Raw genomic sequence first — 16,278 nt, 5'->3', positions numbered from 1 at the left:
GAGCATCGCGTATGAACGAAATGGACCGCGTCATGCCTCATAACCAAGAGGCGGAGCAATCCGTTATCGGGGCTATTTTCTTAGAGCCACAAGCACTTGTGACGGCATCAGAGGTATTAGTGCCAGAAGACTTTTATCATTCTGCACATAAAATCATCTTTGAAACGATGCAGACGTTAAATGATCAGCGTAAAGCGATTGATACGATTACGGTAGCTGAAGAGCTAGCGAATAAAAATCTGCTCGACGATGTCGGTGGTATTACGTACATTACGGAAATTGCGAGCGCCGTACCGACTGCAGCGAATGTCACTTTTTATGCGAATATCGTTGCGGAAAAATCGGTGCTACGTCGCTTAATCCGTACCGCTACAAAAATCGTTGAAGATGGCTATACGCGTGAAGATGAAGTTGCTGAGTTACTCGGCGAAGCTGAAAAGCAAATCATGGAAGTAGCGTCGCGCAAAAATTCGAGCGACTTTAAACATATTAAAGGTGTTTTAGTCGAAACGTATGACCACGTTGAACAATTGCAAAACCGTAAAGGTGATGTCACAGGCATTCCAACGGGCTTCCGCGATTTAGACCGCTTAACAGCAGGCTTCCAACGTGGTGATTTAATTATCGTTGCAGCTCGTCCATCTGTCGGTAAAACGGCTTTCGCGTTAAACGTCGCACAAGCGGTCGGCACGAAAACGGACGAAAACGTCGCCATCTTCTCACTGGAGATGGGCGCTGAACAACTTGTCATGCGTATGCTTTGTGCGGAAGGCAATATCGACGCGCAAGTATTACGTACAGGTGCACTGACGACAGAAGACTGGAGCAAGTTAACGCTTGCGATGGGAACGCTGTCACGTGCAGGCATTTACATTGATGATTCTGCCGGTATTCGTGTAAATGATATTCGCGCAAAATGTCGTCGTCTTAAACAAGAGCATGGCCTTGGCATGATTTTAATCGATTACCTTCAATTGATCCAAGGGCCAGGGAAATCTGGTCAAAACCGTCAACAAGAAGTATCGGATATTTCTCGTGCATTAAAAGGGCTTGCTCGTGAACTAGAAGTACCAGTCATTGCACTGTCGCAATTATCACGTGGCGTTGAACAACGTCAAGATAAGCGTCCGATGATGAGTGACTTACGTGAATCTGGTTCGATCGAGCAAGATGCCGATATCGTTGCGTTCCTTTATCGTGAAGACTACTACGATAAAGAAACAGAAGATGCGAACACGATTGAAATTATCGTCGCAAAACAACGTAACGGCCCGACGGATACCGTTAAACTTGCATTCAAAAAGGAATTTAATAAGTTTGTGAGTGTCGACTGGTCACAGCAAGCACCACAAGCATATTAATAAAAATTTGATGTAAAACACGAACATTGTTGTCTGACCTCAGCAACTTGTTCGTGTTTTTTGATGAATTTGGTTGACTATTACCATTTTGGTTGGTACAATAAGTCTGTTTGAATCAGGGCATATATGAATTGCCTGACGGAGGTGCTGATTAAATGACATCAGTTGTAGTAGTAGGAACACAATGGGGAGATGAAGGTAAAGGTAAAATTACCGACTTCCTATCTAAACAAGCAGACGCGATTGCACGTTACTCAGGTGGCGACAATGCTGGACACACAATTCAATTCGAAGGCGAAACTTATAAATTACACTTGATCCCATCAGGTATTTTCTATAGCGATAAAACTTCAGTAATGGGTAACGGTATGGTTATCAACCCAGAATCTTTAGTAAAAGAACTAAAAGGTTTACAAGACCGCGGTATCGATACTTCTAACCTACGTATCTCTAACCGTGCACACGTAATCCTTCCTTACCATGTTTACCAAGATAAAGTAGATGAAGAATCTCGTGGCGACGCTAAAATCGGTACAACATGTAAAGGTATCGGTCCATGTTACACAGATAAAGTACAACGTATTGGTATCCGTGTTGCAGATCTTTTAGACAAAGATGTTTTCGAACAAAAATTACGTTCTAACTTAGAAATGAAAAACCGTCTATTCACAAAATTCTATGAAGTAGAAGGCTTAAAATTCGACGACATTTTCGAAAAATTCTACGCTTACGGCCAAGAAATTGCAAAATATGTAACAGATACTTCTAAAGTATTAAACGACGTCATCGACGAAGGCGGCAAAGTATTATTCGAAGGCGCACAAGGCGTATTATTAGACGTTGACCACGGTACTTACCCATACGTAACATCTTCTAACCCAGTAGCGGGTGGTGTTACAACTGGTACTGGTATCGGACCTTCAGCTGTTACACGCGTAATCGGTGTATCAAAAGCATACACTTCTCGTGTAGGTGATGGCCCATTCCCAACAGAATTATTTGACGAAGTAGGTCACCAAATCCGTGAAGTAGGTCGCGAATATGGTACAACAACTGGTCGTCCACGCCGTGTTGGTTGGTTTGACTCAGTAGTTGTACGTCACTCTCGTCGTGTTTCTGGTATTACAGATTTAGCACTTAACTCAATCGATGTATTAACAGGTCTTGATACAGTTAAAATCTGTGTAGCATATGATTACAACGGTGAACGTATCACAGAATACCCTGCAAATCTTCACATCATTGAACAATGTAAACCAATCTACGAAGAACTTCCTGGTTGGGAAGAAGATATTACAGGCGTACGTCGCTTAGAAGATCTTCCAGAAAACGCTCGTAACTACGTGAAACGCGTAAGTGAATTAACTGGTATCGAAATCGCTACATTCTCAGTAGGTCCAGACCGTGACCAAACAAACGTATTAGTAAACGTTTGGGATAACTAATCGACATTTTAAATATTGCAATTGTTTAAAATTTCCTCTATTATCGAAGTATAAGTAAGACTGAAATAGGTACTATTGCTCCACTACTTTTACGAGTAGAGAGCGTTTCAATAACGTACAAAATAATTGCAGAAAAAGCACCCGCTCGGCAAAGGCGGGTGCTTTTTTATGTCATAAATGTCTTTTAACTGATACTTCTTTATCAAGTACGTTACAACTATGTAAAATCAGTAAACTAGCTTCAAATTTTATGATACGTTAAAATAGAGGAATGGAATCTTTAGTCATTCCTATTAAAATTATGAACAATCGTTTAATATAGAATCACATTTTGAAAGGAAGAATTCATTTGGAAAAAACAATTTTAGTCGTAGATGACGAAAAACCGATTGCAGATATTTTACAATTTAACTTAATTAAAGAAGGCTACAAAGTCGTATGTGCATACGACGGGGAAGAAGCATTAGAGAAAGTAGAAGAAGTACAACCAGATTTAATGCTATTAGATATTATGTTACCGAAACGCGACGGTATGGAAGTATGTCGTGAGGTACGTAAAAAATACGATATTCCAATTATTATGCTGACAGCGAAAGATTCAGAAATTGATAAAGTGCTAGGTTTAGAACTTGGCGCCGATGACTACGTGACGAAACCATTCAGTACACGTGAATTAATCGCGCGTGTAAAAGCGAATATGCGCCGTCACCAAACAGTGGCACAACCGGAAGAAGAAGTCGAAGAAAGTAACGATATCGTTGTTGGCTCATTAACGATTCAACCAGACGCGTACTTAGTACTAAAACGCGACGAAACGATTGAGTTGACACACCGTGAGTTTGAGCTGCTACATTATTTAGCGCGCCACATCGGCCAAGTAATGACACGCGAACATTTATTACAAACAGTATGGGGCTACGACTACTTCGGTGACGTACGTACAGTCGACGTAACGATTCGTCGCCTGCGTGAAAAAATTGAAGATAACCCAAGTCACCCAGCATGGATCGTCACACGTCGTGGCGTCGGTTACTATTTAAGAAACCCTGAACAGGAGTAGGAGCCAATGCAAAAAGTGAGATTCTATAAATCAGTGCAAATGAAACTTGTACTGATTTATATGCTTTTAATTATCATTGCAATGCAAATTATGGGTCTCTACTTTGCGAATAAACTAGAAGCGACATTGAAAACAAACTTTGAAACATCAATTTTAGATCGGTTAAAAATTGTCGAGTTTAGTGTTAAAGAAGAGATGAATAAAGGGCAGAATGAAGATGAAACGAAGCTCGAAGAAAATTTGCATAACATTATTAACGGCTTGTCTTCAGATGACATTGCTGAAGTACAAGTCATTAGTTCACACTCACGCATTTTAGCGACGAGCGATGAAAACAATCAATCGAGCGTTGGGCAGCGGTCGAGCGATGCCATCGTACAATCCGCATTAAACTCGGCAACGCAGGCGGTGAAAATCGCGCTCAACAAGCAAACAGGTAAACGCGTATGGGTTGTTGCGAAGCCGATTCAATCAGGCGGCAAAGTAATCGGTACGCTTTACGTGCAAGCGAATATTGAAGCTGTATTCGACCAAATGAATACGATTAATAAAATTTTAGCGGGCGGTACCGCACTGGCGCTATTTATTACGATGGTGCTCGGTATTTTCATCTCGAAAACGATTACGAAGCCAATTTCTGACATGCGCCGCCAAGCACAGGCGATGGCGAAAGGTAACTATTCGCGCAAAGTAAAAGTGTACGGTGATGATGAAATTGGCCAACTCGCTGTGGCGTTTAACCATTTGACGAATCGACTACAAGAAGCACAGTCGACGACAGAAGGGGAACGTCGTAAACTCGCATCGGTATTAACGAATATGACCGATGGCGTGATCGCGACAGACCGTAAAGGCCGTATCATTTTAATTAATGACCCAGCACAAAAATTATTAAATAGTGAACAAAACGAATTAATGGGACGTTCATTAACGACAGTTCTAGGATTAGATGAACAGTATACGTTTGAAGACCTCATTCATATGCAAGAATCCGTTAACTTAGATTTCAGTACGTATGAACAGCCCTATATTTGGCGTGCAACGTTCTCTGTCATTCAGAAGGAGACAGGCTTCGTCAACGGTTTAATTACCGTTTTGCACGACATTACCGAACAAGAAAAAATCGAAATGGAGCGCCGCGATTTCGTATCGAACGTATCGCATGAGCTTCGTACACCACTGACGACGATGCGCAGCTATTTAGAAGCGCTTGCAGACGGTGCGATTAACGAACCAGCGCTTGCCAATCAATTTTTAAGTGTCGCGTCTACTGAGACGGAGCGTATGATTCGTCTCGTGACGGATTTACTGCAATTGTCTCGTATGGATAGTCGCGAATACGAACTTAATACAGACTTCGTTGATTTTGTGAAGTTTTTCAATCGCATTATCGACCGCTTTGAAATGGCAAAATCGAAAGAAATTGCGTTCATTCGCGAATTACCAACGACGCCATTATATGTGGAAATCGATACTGATAAAATTACACAAGTTATCGACAACATCATTTCGAATGCGCAAAAGTATTCACCAGATGGCGGTAGCATCCGCTTTACGGTAACGGCTAATGATGGCGAACTACTCGTTGAAATTAAAGATACGGGGATGGGGATACCGAAAGAACAAGTCGATCGTATTTTCGACCGCTTCTATCGTGTTGACCGTGCTCGCGCGCGTTCAATGGGTGGTACCGGACTTGGTCTCGCCATTTCTCGTGAAATGATTATCGCGCATAACGGGAAAATTTGGGCGGAAAGTATCGAAGGAAAAGGAACATCGGTCTTCTTCACATTGCCTTATGATTTAGATGATGAGGAGGATGAATGGGCTTGATGAAATATATTGAAAGCATTAAAACTGTCGTGTTAATTATTTTAGTGTTGCTCAGTATTACGCTGACGTTTTCGATTTGGTCATACAGTCCGAAATATGAAGTTATCGATCGAACGAAACTGATGAACGTTCAAATTGACGATAAGCATACGATTTCGCAAGCTGTGAAGCCGTATAAGCTTATTGGACATATCAATGACACTTTCCGTGGTACAACTGACCCGAACGATATAGATGCGCTCTATAGTATGTTAAAACAGTCGCAAGTGTCTGACTTAACATTAGTAAGTGAAAAGCTGTCTTACGATAAAATGTCGGAGCTCATGGCTTCTCATGATACGCTGACGCTACAATTTTCAGATGACGTGCCGATGGCTATTTTCCAAAGCGTATTACCGACTGTGAATAAAAAAGTATCTGGCATAGAGTTTTCACAAATCACGATTTTATTAAAACCGTTAAGTGAAGATGAAATAAACGATAACGAAATCGACGTTTATTTCTCAGCGCCAGAAACAAATGAATTATATAGTGGAAAGTTACATGTGAAACAACCGCAACGTTTCATCAAACATGCGTTAAGCACGATGAAAAAATTCGATCGCTATATCGTATTAGAAACGGAAGCGTCACGTAAACTATATGTACCGAAAGCAAAACCAACACTAACGAAACAGCAATACTTCTCACGCAACGTTGACGGTAAAGTGACAGCATTTAAAAATGCATTGTTTACGAACCCGAAAATCGTAAAAACGAGTCAAGATGAAGCAACGGGTATCGATAAATATTCAGATGACCGTTCTGTCATGACTGTTTACAGCAATCAATATACGCTGAACTTCTCGAATATCGTCAGTGAAAGTGATGAACATATTTCAAAATCACATTTAATCGACGTTACACTTGGCTTTTTAAATGAGCATGGTGCGTTCACGAACGATTATCGTTACGAAAGCGTAAATTATAGCGACCAAAAAGTCGTTTATAAATTATTCATGTCCGGTCTTCCAGTCGAAGCATCGACGCAAACGACATCGACAACGCTTGATGTCAAAATTGCGAACGGCATGATTTCACGCTATAGTCGACCATACTATCAACTAGAAAACTTGCCGGCGGATGAAAGTAGCAAGCCTGTGAAATTAAAAACGGCACAACAAGTTTACACGATGCTCGTACTCGATAAAGAAGTACCACATATGAAAATTGAAGACTTACGCCTTGGCTACAGCATGTCCTTTAAACCTCGTGATGATAGCTCAACTGTTGTTTTCACATTAGAACCGACATGGTTTTATAAAATCGGTGATACGTGGATGACTGTAGCACCTGAAGTTGCGATGGCGGGAGGTGGACTGTAATGGATTGGAATAAAACGAAGACAATTTTCATTATCGTCTTTTCGATTTTAAATGTCTTTTTATATTCGATGTATGTGAATAGCTACAACGAAGGAAAAAAAGTAGAAGTGCTCGGTCAGACGAACATTGAAGATGAATTAAAAGCATCACATATTAAAGTCGATCCATTGCCAACGGACGTCAAAGAAATCGCTTATATTTCTGGGAAGACGAAAACATTCGATGAGACGGATACAGTTGGGCTTACCGATACGCAAACGTTCAACTATACGATGAACGGTGGATTAACGCTGCAAAGTACGTTAAAAACACCGTATCCACTTCAAAAAGTGACAAATACGACGTTATCGACATTCGTTGAAACGTATGCGCCGAATGGAGCGGTATATAAACTGTTTTCAATTGACAAAGAAAAACGCATCGCGATTTTCTTCCAAACGATTCAAAAACATACGATTTTCTATAATGAAAGTGCGTATATTAAAGTGATGTGGAATGAAGAAAATGAAGTGACAGGCTACGTCCAAACTGCGTTCAAAAACTTAACGACATTTGGCGAAGAAAATACGTTAATTAGTGCGAATCAAGCGGTAAAAACGTTATTTGAAAAAGGCTATTTACCAGAGTATGCGCACGTAAAATCAGCAGAGCTCGGTTATTCAACGCTCGTACCGCTGACAGAAACGCGTGTATTATCACCAACTTGGCGTATTCATGTGGAAGTTCAAGTAGAAGATGGTAAAATGAAAGAAGTCGATTTATTTGTCAATGCGAACGCCGTCGATGGTCAGTACATCGACATGCAGGACAATAAAAAACAAATTGAACGTGATTAAGGAGTTAGAGCGATGAAGTTTAGTGTTTTAGCAAGTGGAAGTACGGGCAATTCAATTTACGTTGAAAATGGCCAACATGCATTTATCGTCGATGCGGGATTAACCGGCAAAAAGATGGATGCGTTATTCAAACAAATTGATCGAGAGGCGAAACAACTAGATGGTATTTTAGTGACGCATGAGCACTCAGATCATATTAAGGGTGTTGGTGTCCTTGCACGTAAATACAATATCCCGATTTACGCTAATGCTAAAACATGGGACGCGATGAATCCTCTAATTGGCAACGTGCCACTTGAACAACGCTTTGAATGGAAGATGGATGAAGTGAAATCATTCGGTTCACTCGACATTCAATCGTTTGGCGTGTCACACGACGCCGCAGAGCCAATGTTTTACACATTCCATGAAGATGGTCGTAAACTCGTTGTCATGACTGATACGGGCTACGTCAGTGATCGTATGAAAGGGACGATTGCCGCTGCAGATGCTTACGTTTTTGAAAGTAATCATGATGTTGGCATGTTGCAAATGGGACCGTACCCTTGGAAAATTAAACGTCGTATTTTAAGCGACGTCGGTCACGTCAGCAATGAAGATGCGGCTGTCGCGATGAGTGAAGTCGTCGCTGAGAAGCAAACGCAAATTTATTTAGCGCATTTAAGTAAAGATAACAATATGAAAGAGCTCGCACGCATGAGCGTGTCACAAACGTTGGAATCATGCGGTATTCGACCAGGTGAGTTTTTACACTTACACGATACAGATGCCGAAAATCCGACGCCACTCGTGCTCGTTTAACGAAAAGCCTCCCACAGTGGAGGTTTTTTTGTGCTTCAAAAAAGGAACAGTACATTGATATGCTGACGAACGACAATGAAATTTTTACGCAATTTTCATCTAATTTTCATGTTCGGCGGCTACACTAAATGTAACAACAAATTACAGGAGGTCATTCATATGGGATATTACGATGAACAACCGAACCAACCACCACGTCGCCAAAAAAAAGGCGGTAAATTAGGGTTGTTTTTATCCGGTTTAATCGGGGTGATTGTCGGTGCATTACTCGTTTGGTTAATCGTGCCAAACACGACGAGTCCATCAACGAACTTAGCCGGTTCAACACAAGTATCTAAAACAGATCCAGTAACCGTTTCAACGGACATTTCAACAGCAACGACCGAAGCGGTTGAAAAAGTAAACGACGCGGTTGTCGGCGTTGTGAACTTACAAAAAACGCAAGAAGACTTATGGGGTTCATTCCCATTTGGCGGTTCTTTTAATAACAATCAACAAGAAGATACAAATATCGCACAAGAAGCAGGTACTGGTTCAGGCGTTATTTACAAAACAGAAGGCAATACAGCGTATATCGTCACAAACAATCACGTTGTCGATGGCGCAGATAAATTAGAAGTGAAACTAGCAGATGGCACGAAAGTAGACGCAAAACTTGTCGGTACAGACATTTGGACGGACTTAGCGGTTATTTCTATTTCTAGTAAAGATGTAAAAACAGTCGCATCGTTCGGTGACTCAGAAACATTGAAAAAAGGTGAATCAGTTATCGCTATCGGTAACCCACTTGGCCTAGATTATTACGGTTCTGTCACAACAGGTGTTGTTTCAGGCTTAGATCGTTCTGTACCGGTTGATTTAGACGAAAACGGTACACCTGACTGGAACGCAGAAGTTATTCAAACAGACGCAGCGATCAACCCTGGTAACTCAGGTGGTGCGCTGATTAACTTAGCGGGCCAAGTCATCGGTATTAACTCAATGAAAATTTCTAATAGCGACGAATCTGTAGAAGGTATCGGCTTTGCGATTCCGAGTCAAACAGTGACATCGATTATTAAACAGCTTGAACAAAACGGTAAAGTTGAACGTCCATCAATGGGTGTGACACTTGCAGATTTAGAAAGCGTACCGTCTTACTACCAACAAAGTGAATTAAACTTACCATCTGATGTGAAATCAGGCGTTGTTATTACGAGCGTTGAAAGCGGTACAGCTGCAGCGAAAGCCGGTTTAGAAAAATATGATGTTATCGTTGAAATTGACGGTAAAAAAATCGATGATGCGATTGCACTTCGCCAAGTTTTATACAACAATAAAAAAGTTGGCGATGAATTAAAAGTAAAAGCATATCGCAACGGGGAAATAATTAATAAGACATTAACACTAACAGGTAACTTAAAAGCAAACTAGCAATCCACAACATGTGGATAACTCAGTGGATAGAAAACGAGTACTTCGCTTTTCTATCCACTTTTTGTTTGCTAAAATGAACAAGAAAATACAGTTAGCGAAAAAGGAGCAGTACAATGAAAATTTATAGCTGTGAAGACCACGCAGGACACGCCCTAGACATGTTTGTTGCGAATGAGAAAGATTTTCCAATTATGGATAAAGTGGAAGATGTGGAAAAAGAAACACATAAATGCGACTATTGTGACGCGCAAGCAACATATATTGTGGCGAACAAATGAGCCCCTACAACATGTAGTATAGCCTGTGGATAACTTTCAGAATTCTGTGGATAACTCAGATAATTAACAGGCAAAATGGAGGAGGAAATCGCCGTGAGCGTGACAATCATTTCGGTTGGGAAATTAAAAGAGAAATATTTAAAAATGGGTATTGAAGAATATGTGAAGCGATTAAATGGCTACACAAAAATCGATTTAGTCGAAGTACCCGACGAAAAAGCACCAGAGCAACTAAGCGATGCAGAAATGGACATCGTGAAGAAAAAAGAGGGCGAACGTATTTTAGCGAAAATTCCTCACGATGCACACGTCATCGCGCTAGCAATTAACGGCAAAATGCGTTCATCTGAACAGATGGCAAAAGATATCGAAAATTGCATGACGTACGGTCAAAGCAAAATCGTTTTTGTCATCGGCGGTTCACTCGGTTTACATGATGATGTATTAAGCCGCGCAAACGATTTATTATCATTCGGGAAAATGACGCTGCCACACCAATTAATGAAACTTGTGCTCGTCGAACAAATTTATCGTAGTTTTAGAATTATGAAAAATGAACCGTATCATAAATAATTGCCAAATAAAAAAACGTTGAGATGGACGCTCAACGTTTTTTTTGTTATTTAAATTCTATATCAATGAGAGTGGAAGTTGCTTTTAAATAAGTAACCTTACAATAAATTGTTTCTTCTTTTAAGTAAGAGAAGTCGTCAATATCAGCAATTAAACCGAGGTCATCAATCCATATTTCATAACGACCGCCATCTCTAGCGCTCGGTTCAAAATAATAAATTTCGCAGTTACCTTCAGCTGTCGATAAATTTCCTACATGAAAATTGAAAATATCAATGACGCTAATCGTGAACAAATATATGGCTAATAATAAGAAACCGACACATGAAATGACAACGAAATAAAAATCTTTGTGAGATCGTTTTTTCTTTATAAAATGATAAATTGTAGGAATTAAAATAATGAATCCAACAATCGCGTAGCCTAAAGTAATATAAATATCAGACATATGTAGAACTTCTTCCAATCATTTATTTACAGGTTGAAACGATAAAAGGTTTCATCAATCACGCCATTTCATCTCACAAAAAAGACCGATTTTCTATGATAGAAAATCGGTCTTTCTTTATCGTTACTGGAAGCCAATAAAACGATAGCTTTTAATAACGGTTGATGATTTTAATGGATTTTTCGTTGTTAGCTTTTGTGCTGGGAATAGGTCGTATCCTAATTGTGAATAATGTGCTGAATAAAAAAGAGTTGTTTTAGAAGCAAATAAATCTGGTAGACCTGCTTTTAAATCTTTATACGTAATTTTTTGTTTAAACTGACCTTCTACAATACCGATCATTGCATTTTCGAGTTTTTCTTTTTTATCGAATCGTACGTATTCGATTGTAATATTGTTTTTATACGTATAGCGATTAGCATAATAAAAATCTTGTTTGACTGTTTTACCTTTTGATAAAGGCTTGCCGAGTTTTTTTGAAGCGACTTTATACGTATCACTTAGTTTTGTGCCATTACCATATAAAATTTTTTCGTTTTTCGCATATTTTTTAAAGTTTGCTACTTCTGTTTGGGCAGCTGTTTTTGCTTCACCAGTCGTCGTTAAAGTCGTTAATACGGGAATGCTTGTCATAGCGATACAAGCTATTTTTAACATCGTTTTTTTCATCTTTGTCACACCTTTCAAATTTTCTTTATTGTACAAAAAGTAATGCATTTTATGTTAAAAAAAGTAAAATAAAAGGTATTTTAAGATTAAAATAATGGAAATGGATCGAATAAGACCTTTAATATTAGGTCATGTTTAAAAGAACAATCATTCAATTGCCTTATTCCAATACGAAAAGATTTCTACGAACACCTACTCGATTTAAACCAATAAAAAAGCCGACGAATACAAATTTGTGTTCGTCGGCTTTTTGCATTTCAGGTGTTTTAAACAGTGGCTCGATTTTATTTAAAGTATCTGTAACGGTTTCGCGTTGTGAATAAAGTGATGATAAATCGTCTTTGTCTTTACGTAATACGTAAGAGCGAATATACAATCCTTGTAGTGACGTAGCATTTTGAATTTTTGATGCTTCAATGACCTTATGTGCACGATCTTCGATTAAGTAATCGTAGTTCGTGTTCATTTTCGACAGTTGTCTTTTTTTCTTGAAAGGACTCTAGTATAATGTGAAAGTCTTATTTTATAGGAAGAAAAAGTCATTAAGAGAAGGTGTATAGATGAAAAAATGGATAGCGATGTTCGTTGTGGTAGTATGTTTCTTCATCGCGAATACGAGCGATGTTTCTGCAAAATCAAAAGGAACGATTTGTATTGACCCAGGGCATCAGCGTCATCAAAACTTAGGTACAGAGCCAATTGCGCCTGGGTCTTCGATTCGAAAAACGAAAGTGTCATCGGGAACAGCTGGCGTTGTGACGAAAAAGCCAGAATATCAATTAACGCTCGAATTAGGATTGAAATTGAAAAAATCGTTAAAGAAAAAAGGTTATAAAGTGTGTATGACGCGTACGAAAAATAACGTCAACATTACGAATGTGCAACGTGCGACTTACTGCAATCAAAAGAAAGCAGATTTAACGGTGCGTATTCATGCAGACGGTAGTACAAATCGTGCGACTCAAGGATTAACAGTGTTATATCCGAGCAACAGCAAAACGAAAGCAATCAATAAAAAAAGTAAAAAGACGGCGAAAGTGATGATGAAGCAGCTCATTAAAAAAACGAAAGCGAAAAAAGGTTACGGCACCGGTTTAATGGCGCGTAATGATTTAAGTGGCTTTAACTGGTCAAAAACACCGGTCGTTTTAGTAGAAGTGGGATTCATGTCGAATCCGACAGAAGATCGAAAATTAAGTAAGAAAAGCTACCAACGAAAATTAGTAAGTGGCATGGTACGTGGCATTCAAAAAACGGTCAAATAAGAAGGGAGAATCGTTGTTCAAACGATTCTCTTTTTTGTGTAAGTTATAAAGTTCTATTAATTTTTTACGTAAAAAGTTCTTACGGTCGTAATTTCGCTCAATAGTTGGTAATTTTACTTCCTAATTTGTATTGTATTTTCAATGTTTTTCCATAAAAATAATGTAGTACAACTGAAAGGTGGTAAAAAACGTGATCGCACATGACGAGATCTTACAACAGTTAATCGAGACGATCCCGATTTTAAAACGTGCAATGCCGATTGATATGTCGATTGGTATTTGTGATAAAGAAAAATTTTTAGCGTACTTCCCTGCAAATGATTTGAATTTGCACATTCAACCGTTCCAACCGTTAAATGCAGAAGAACCGCTAGCAGTAGCTTTGAAAACGAACAGACGATTACAGTCAGACGTGCCGAAAGAATTTTACGGGTTTGAGTTTACGGGTGTCGCACAACCGATAAAAAATAAAAACGGACTTGTAATCGGAGGCTTAGCGATACAATTACGCAAACAAACAGAACTTAGAGATATTGCGATGCATTTAATGGATTCTTTAACAGACGCTACAGATGAGATATCGTCTATTTCAAACGGAGTAACGATGATGAACACTGCTTCGACAGCGCTGAATGACTACTCAAAACTCGCAGAACAAAATGTTGCGAAGACAACAGACGTATTATCGATGATTAAACGTATTGCAGACCAAACGAATTTACTCGGATTAAATGCAGCGATTGAAGCAGCGCGTGCAGGTGAACAAGGCCGAGGCTTTGCCGTCGTCGCTGAAGAAATTCGTAAGTTTTCAAAAGAAACGATTTCATTCGCCGATCAAGTGCGTTCGACGATGAATCAAATTTCAACGGTTACAGCGCAAATGGCAACGTCAATTGAACAGCTTGCAGCGAATGGACAAACACAGCAACAAGCCATTGATCACGTAACGAATTCAATGGCGAATATTGAATTGCTTTCTGAACAATTGCACAAACTCGCAACGAAATTGTAAACGTAGTACTGATAAATAGAAGATAAAAAAGAATGGCCCATTGAGTGACTGAACTGAACCCTATTTTGTAGACAGTTTAATAAAAAACGATGTAGCTTTTTCTTAGGCTACAATGAGATGACTTCGGTAACTTGCCGGAGTCATCTTTTTTAATGTCCATTGCTTTCTTGTATGGTTGTAATGATTTATACGCTATTTCTTAAATCGTAAAGTCCGTATAATGGGAATTTCTAGTGATGAAAATAGAAAAACCCCGAATAGGTTCACTTTTTTTAAGTGTCCACTATTCCGGGTTCAGTTCAATGACGCTTTCGATTGTTTTCTTTTTTTCCATAAACGGATCGCAATGAATACGACGACGATTATGCTAAGTATCCACCAGATGAAACGGTGGTGTGCTGCAGAAATGATACCGTATGAAAGAGAGGCGAGGACAAGTCCATAAATAAGATTACCGAGTGCTGTTGCAATGACGAAATGCCATAGCTTCATCGCACTTAACCCAGATAAAATATTAATCAAATTTGTCGGCATAAACGGTAAAATGCGGCCTGATAAGACGAATAAAAAACCGTTCTTTGCAAGTTTCGCTTCATACTTTTTCAGCTTTTCGATATGCATATCTCGGAAAAAATAACGAATCGATAAGAAGATCAGTGTGCTACCAATGACACTACATAGCGCACTATATAGATAGCCTTCCCAAAAGCCAAACAACGTAATGTTGACGGTGATGACGAGAATTAATGGAATGAATGTAAATAAATTTTGAAGGCACATCACAATCAGCATGATGAGTAAGACGAGCTGCGTATTATGATGAGCAAGTTTTTGAATCGTTTCGGGGTTTAAATCATTGAGGGTAAAACCACTTGCGTACAATACATATAAAATGGCTAAAATACACCCAACATAGCAACCGATGCGGATCCACAGTTGAGGGTTTTTCATCTATAAAACTCCTAAATACATTAGTTTAAAAAATTGAATGCGTTAAGTATTATATGCCTTTTTAACAATCAATGTAAAATCGTGTGCGTAGATAGCGTAAATATAACAACCTTAAAATATTAATTATACCAAAAAATGTATTATATAAGTGCTGAAATATGATATTTTATAGTGTTAAATAAAGTCTATATTCTCTTTATTTTCATCAACAAATAGTAATATTAGTCTAATTACGTTGAATGTACATGTAAAAAAATTTTAAGATAGACAAGTTATACAATTAACAAAAAGGATGGTTGGATGTTTAAAAAGCTTTCTATACGTACAAAACTCATTACGTTGATGGCCATCGTCATTGCTTTGATGATGATGTCTTCAACAGTCGTAACGATTAACTTGTTTAAAAATGAAGTGAAAGACATTTTACAACGTGAAACTGCTCAAAAAGTAGAGTTTCTAAATTCGTTTATCGATAACTATTTACAAACGCCGATGACACTCGTTGAAAACACGGCCAAAGATGTGACCGTTGCCAGAACGGATAAACAAAAAGAAGTACTTGAAAATTTATTAGAGCAGCGTGCTAGTGGCGTTAAAGGGGTACTCGGTTTACATGTTGCATTTGATGGTGACAAAAAGCTATATTCTTCAGAGCATTTGAAGCTCGCAAAAGATTATGATGCCAATGAACGTGATTGGTATAAGGCCGCAAAAGCCGCAAACGGACAAATCGTTGTTACCGATCCTTATAAAGATGCGATTACAGGTAAACAAATCGTCGGTGTATCACAAGAGTTGAAAAATGGTCGTGGGATTGTGACGATTGATTTAGATTTAGACTTTATTGAAGATATCGTGTCAGATATTAAAATTGGTGACGAAGGGTATGCCTTCGTATTAGATAAAGATGGAAACGTATTATACCACCCAGATTATGACCAAGGTAAATCGATGACGGACTTTAGC

General features: G+C 39.0%; 17 protein-coding genes. 13 read left to right on the top strand and 4 right to left on the bottom strand.

Translation table 11 applies throughout. The features are described from left to right. Nucleotides 1–11: 11 nt before the first annotated feature. From dnaB to rlmH, 10 genes are all read left to right on the top strand, one after another. Nucleotides 12–1,361, top strand: coding sequence for a replicative DNA helicase (gene dnaB / locus KMHG_RS14425; RefSeq protein ID WP_010290549.1), 1,350 nt, complete (start codon nt 12–14; stop codon nt 1,359–1,361). A gap of 155 nt (nt 1,362–1,516) precedes the next feature. After that, nucleotides 1,517–2,806, top strand: coding sequence for an adenylosuccinate synthase (locus KMHG_RS14420; protein ID WP_010290546.1), 1,290 nt, complete (start codon nt 1,517–1,519; stop codon nt 2,804–2,806). Between the two features lie 349 nt (nt 2,807–3,155). After that, nucleotides 3,156–3,866 carry a response regulator YycF gene (yycF, locus tag KMHG_RS14415; protein WP_010290545.1) on the top strand — a complete coding sequence of 237 codons (711 nt, stop codon included), beginning with the start codon at nt 3,156–3,158 and terminating at the stop codon, nt 3,864–3,866. A gap of 6 nt (nt 3,867–3,872) precedes the next feature. Continuing rightward, nucleotides 3,873–5,699, top strand: a complete 1,827-nt coding sequence (gene walK, locus KMHG_RS14410) for a cell wall metabolism sensor histidine kinase WalK (RefSeq protein WP_010290544.1) — start codon at nt 3,873–3,875, stop codon at nt 5,697–5,699. Next, entirely contained in the window at nt 5,699–7,063 is a 1,365-nt protein-coding gene (locus KMHG_RS14405) for a YycH family regulatory protein (RefSeq protein ID WP_147608247.1), read from the top strand. The genes walK and KMHG_RS14405 overlap by 1 nt, the downstream gene beginning before the upstream one ends. Continuing rightward, nucleotides 7,063–7,899, top strand: coding sequence for a two-component system regulatory protein YycI (locus KMHG_RS14400; protein ID WP_010290540.1), 837 nt, complete (start codon nt 7,063–7,065; stop codon nt 7,897–7,899). The genes KMHG_RS14405 and KMHG_RS14400 overlap by 1 nt, the downstream gene beginning before the upstream one ends. A 12-nt stretch (nt 7,900–7,911) precedes the next feature. Further along, complete coding sequence (locus KMHG_RS14395) at nt 7,912–8,700, top strand: MBL fold metallo-hydrolase (protein ID WP_010290539.1); 789 nt, start codon at nt 7,912–7,914, stop codon at nt 8,698–8,700. A 159-nt stretch (nt 8,701–8,859) separates the two neighbouring features. Next, nucleotides 8,860–10,113 (top strand): S1C family serine protease, encoded by a 1,254-nt coding sequence (locus tag KMHG_RS14390; RefSeq protein ID WP_010290538.1) that lies wholly within the window; start codon nt 8,860–8,862, stop codon nt 10,111–10,113. A 116-nt stretch (nt 10,114–10,229) separates the two neighbouring features. Further along, entirely contained in the window at nt 10,230–10,394 is a 165-nt protein-coding gene (locus tag KMHG_RS18880) for a CxxH/CxxC protein (RefSeq protein WP_010290536.1), read from the top strand. Nucleotides 10,395–10,487: 93 nt separating this feature from the next. Then, nucleotides 10,488–10,967, top strand: a complete 480-nt coding sequence (rlmH, locus tag KMHG_RS14380; RefSeq protein WP_010290535.1) for a 23S rRNA (pseudouridine(1915)-N(3))-methyltransferase RlmH — start codon at nt 10,488–10,490, stop codon at nt 10,965–10,967. A 46-nt stretch (nt 10,968–11,013) separates the two neighbouring features. Here rlmH and KMHG_RS14375 read toward each other — a convergent pair whose 3' ends face one another. From KMHG_RS14375 to KMHG_RS14365, 3 genes are all read right to left on the bottom strand, one after another. Continuing rightward, nucleotides 11,014–11,415, bottom strand: a complete 402-nt coding sequence (locus KMHG_RS14375) for a hypothetical protein (RefSeq protein ID WP_010290533.1) — start codon at nt 11,413–11,415, stop codon at nt 11,014–11,016. A gap of 123 nt (nt 11,416–11,538) precedes the next feature. Further along, complete coding sequence (locus tag KMHG_RS14370) at nt 11,539–12,084, bottom strand: hypothetical protein (RefSeq protein ID WP_010290532.1); 546 nt, start codon at nt 12,082–12,084, stop codon at nt 11,539–11,541. 160 nt (nt 12,085–12,244) lie between these two features. After that, complete coding sequence (locus tag KMHG_RS14365; RefSeq protein WP_010290530.1) at nt 12,245–12,550, bottom strand: MCP four helix bundle domain-containing protein; 306 nt, start codon at nt 12,548–12,550, stop codon at nt 12,245–12,247. A 94-nt stretch (nt 12,551–12,644) separates the two neighbouring features. Between KMHG_RS14365 and KMHG_RS14360 the strand changes: the two genes are divergently transcribed. Both KMHG_RS14360 and KMHG_RS19710 read left to right on the top strand, forming a co-directional pair. Then, nucleotides 12,645–13,349, top strand: coding sequence for an N-acetylmuramoyl-L-alanine amidase (locus tag KMHG_RS14360; protein WP_010290529.1), 705 nt, complete (start codon nt 12,645–12,647; stop codon nt 13,347–13,349). 190 nt (nt 13,350–13,539) lie between these two features. Beyond that, nucleotides 13,540–14,361 carry a methyl-accepting chemotaxis protein gene (locus KMHG_RS19710; protein WP_010290527.1) on the top strand — a complete coding sequence of 274 codons (822 nt, stop codon included), beginning with the start codon at nt 13,540–13,542 and terminating at the stop codon, nt 14,359–14,361. Between the two features lie 294 nt (nt 14,362–14,655). Here the strand turns inward: KMHG_RS19710 and KMHG_RS14350 are convergent, their stop codons facing one another. Beyond that, nucleotides 14,656–15,312 carry a TVP38/TMEM64 family protein gene (locus KMHG_RS14350; protein WP_010290524.1) on the bottom strand — a complete coding sequence of 219 codons (657 nt, stop codon included), beginning with the start codon at nt 15,310–15,312 and terminating at the stop codon, nt 14,656–14,658. Nucleotides 15,313–15,612: 300 nt separating this feature from the next. Between KMHG_RS14350 and KMHG_RS14345 the strand changes: the two genes are divergently transcribed. Continuing rightward, nucleotides 15,613–16,278, top strand: a 666-nt coding sequence (locus KMHG_RS14345) for a cache domain-containing protein (RefSeq protein WP_010290523.1), incomplete at its 3' end; no start/stop codon positions are given.

The organism is Kurthia massiliensis (assembly GCF_000285555.1).
Lineage (GTDB): Bacteria > Bacillota > Bacilli > Bacillales_A > Planococcaceae > Kurthia > Kurthia massiliensis.
Note: the sequence above shows the minus strand (reverse complement) of the source record. Positions and strands in the feature narration are given on the sequence as shown.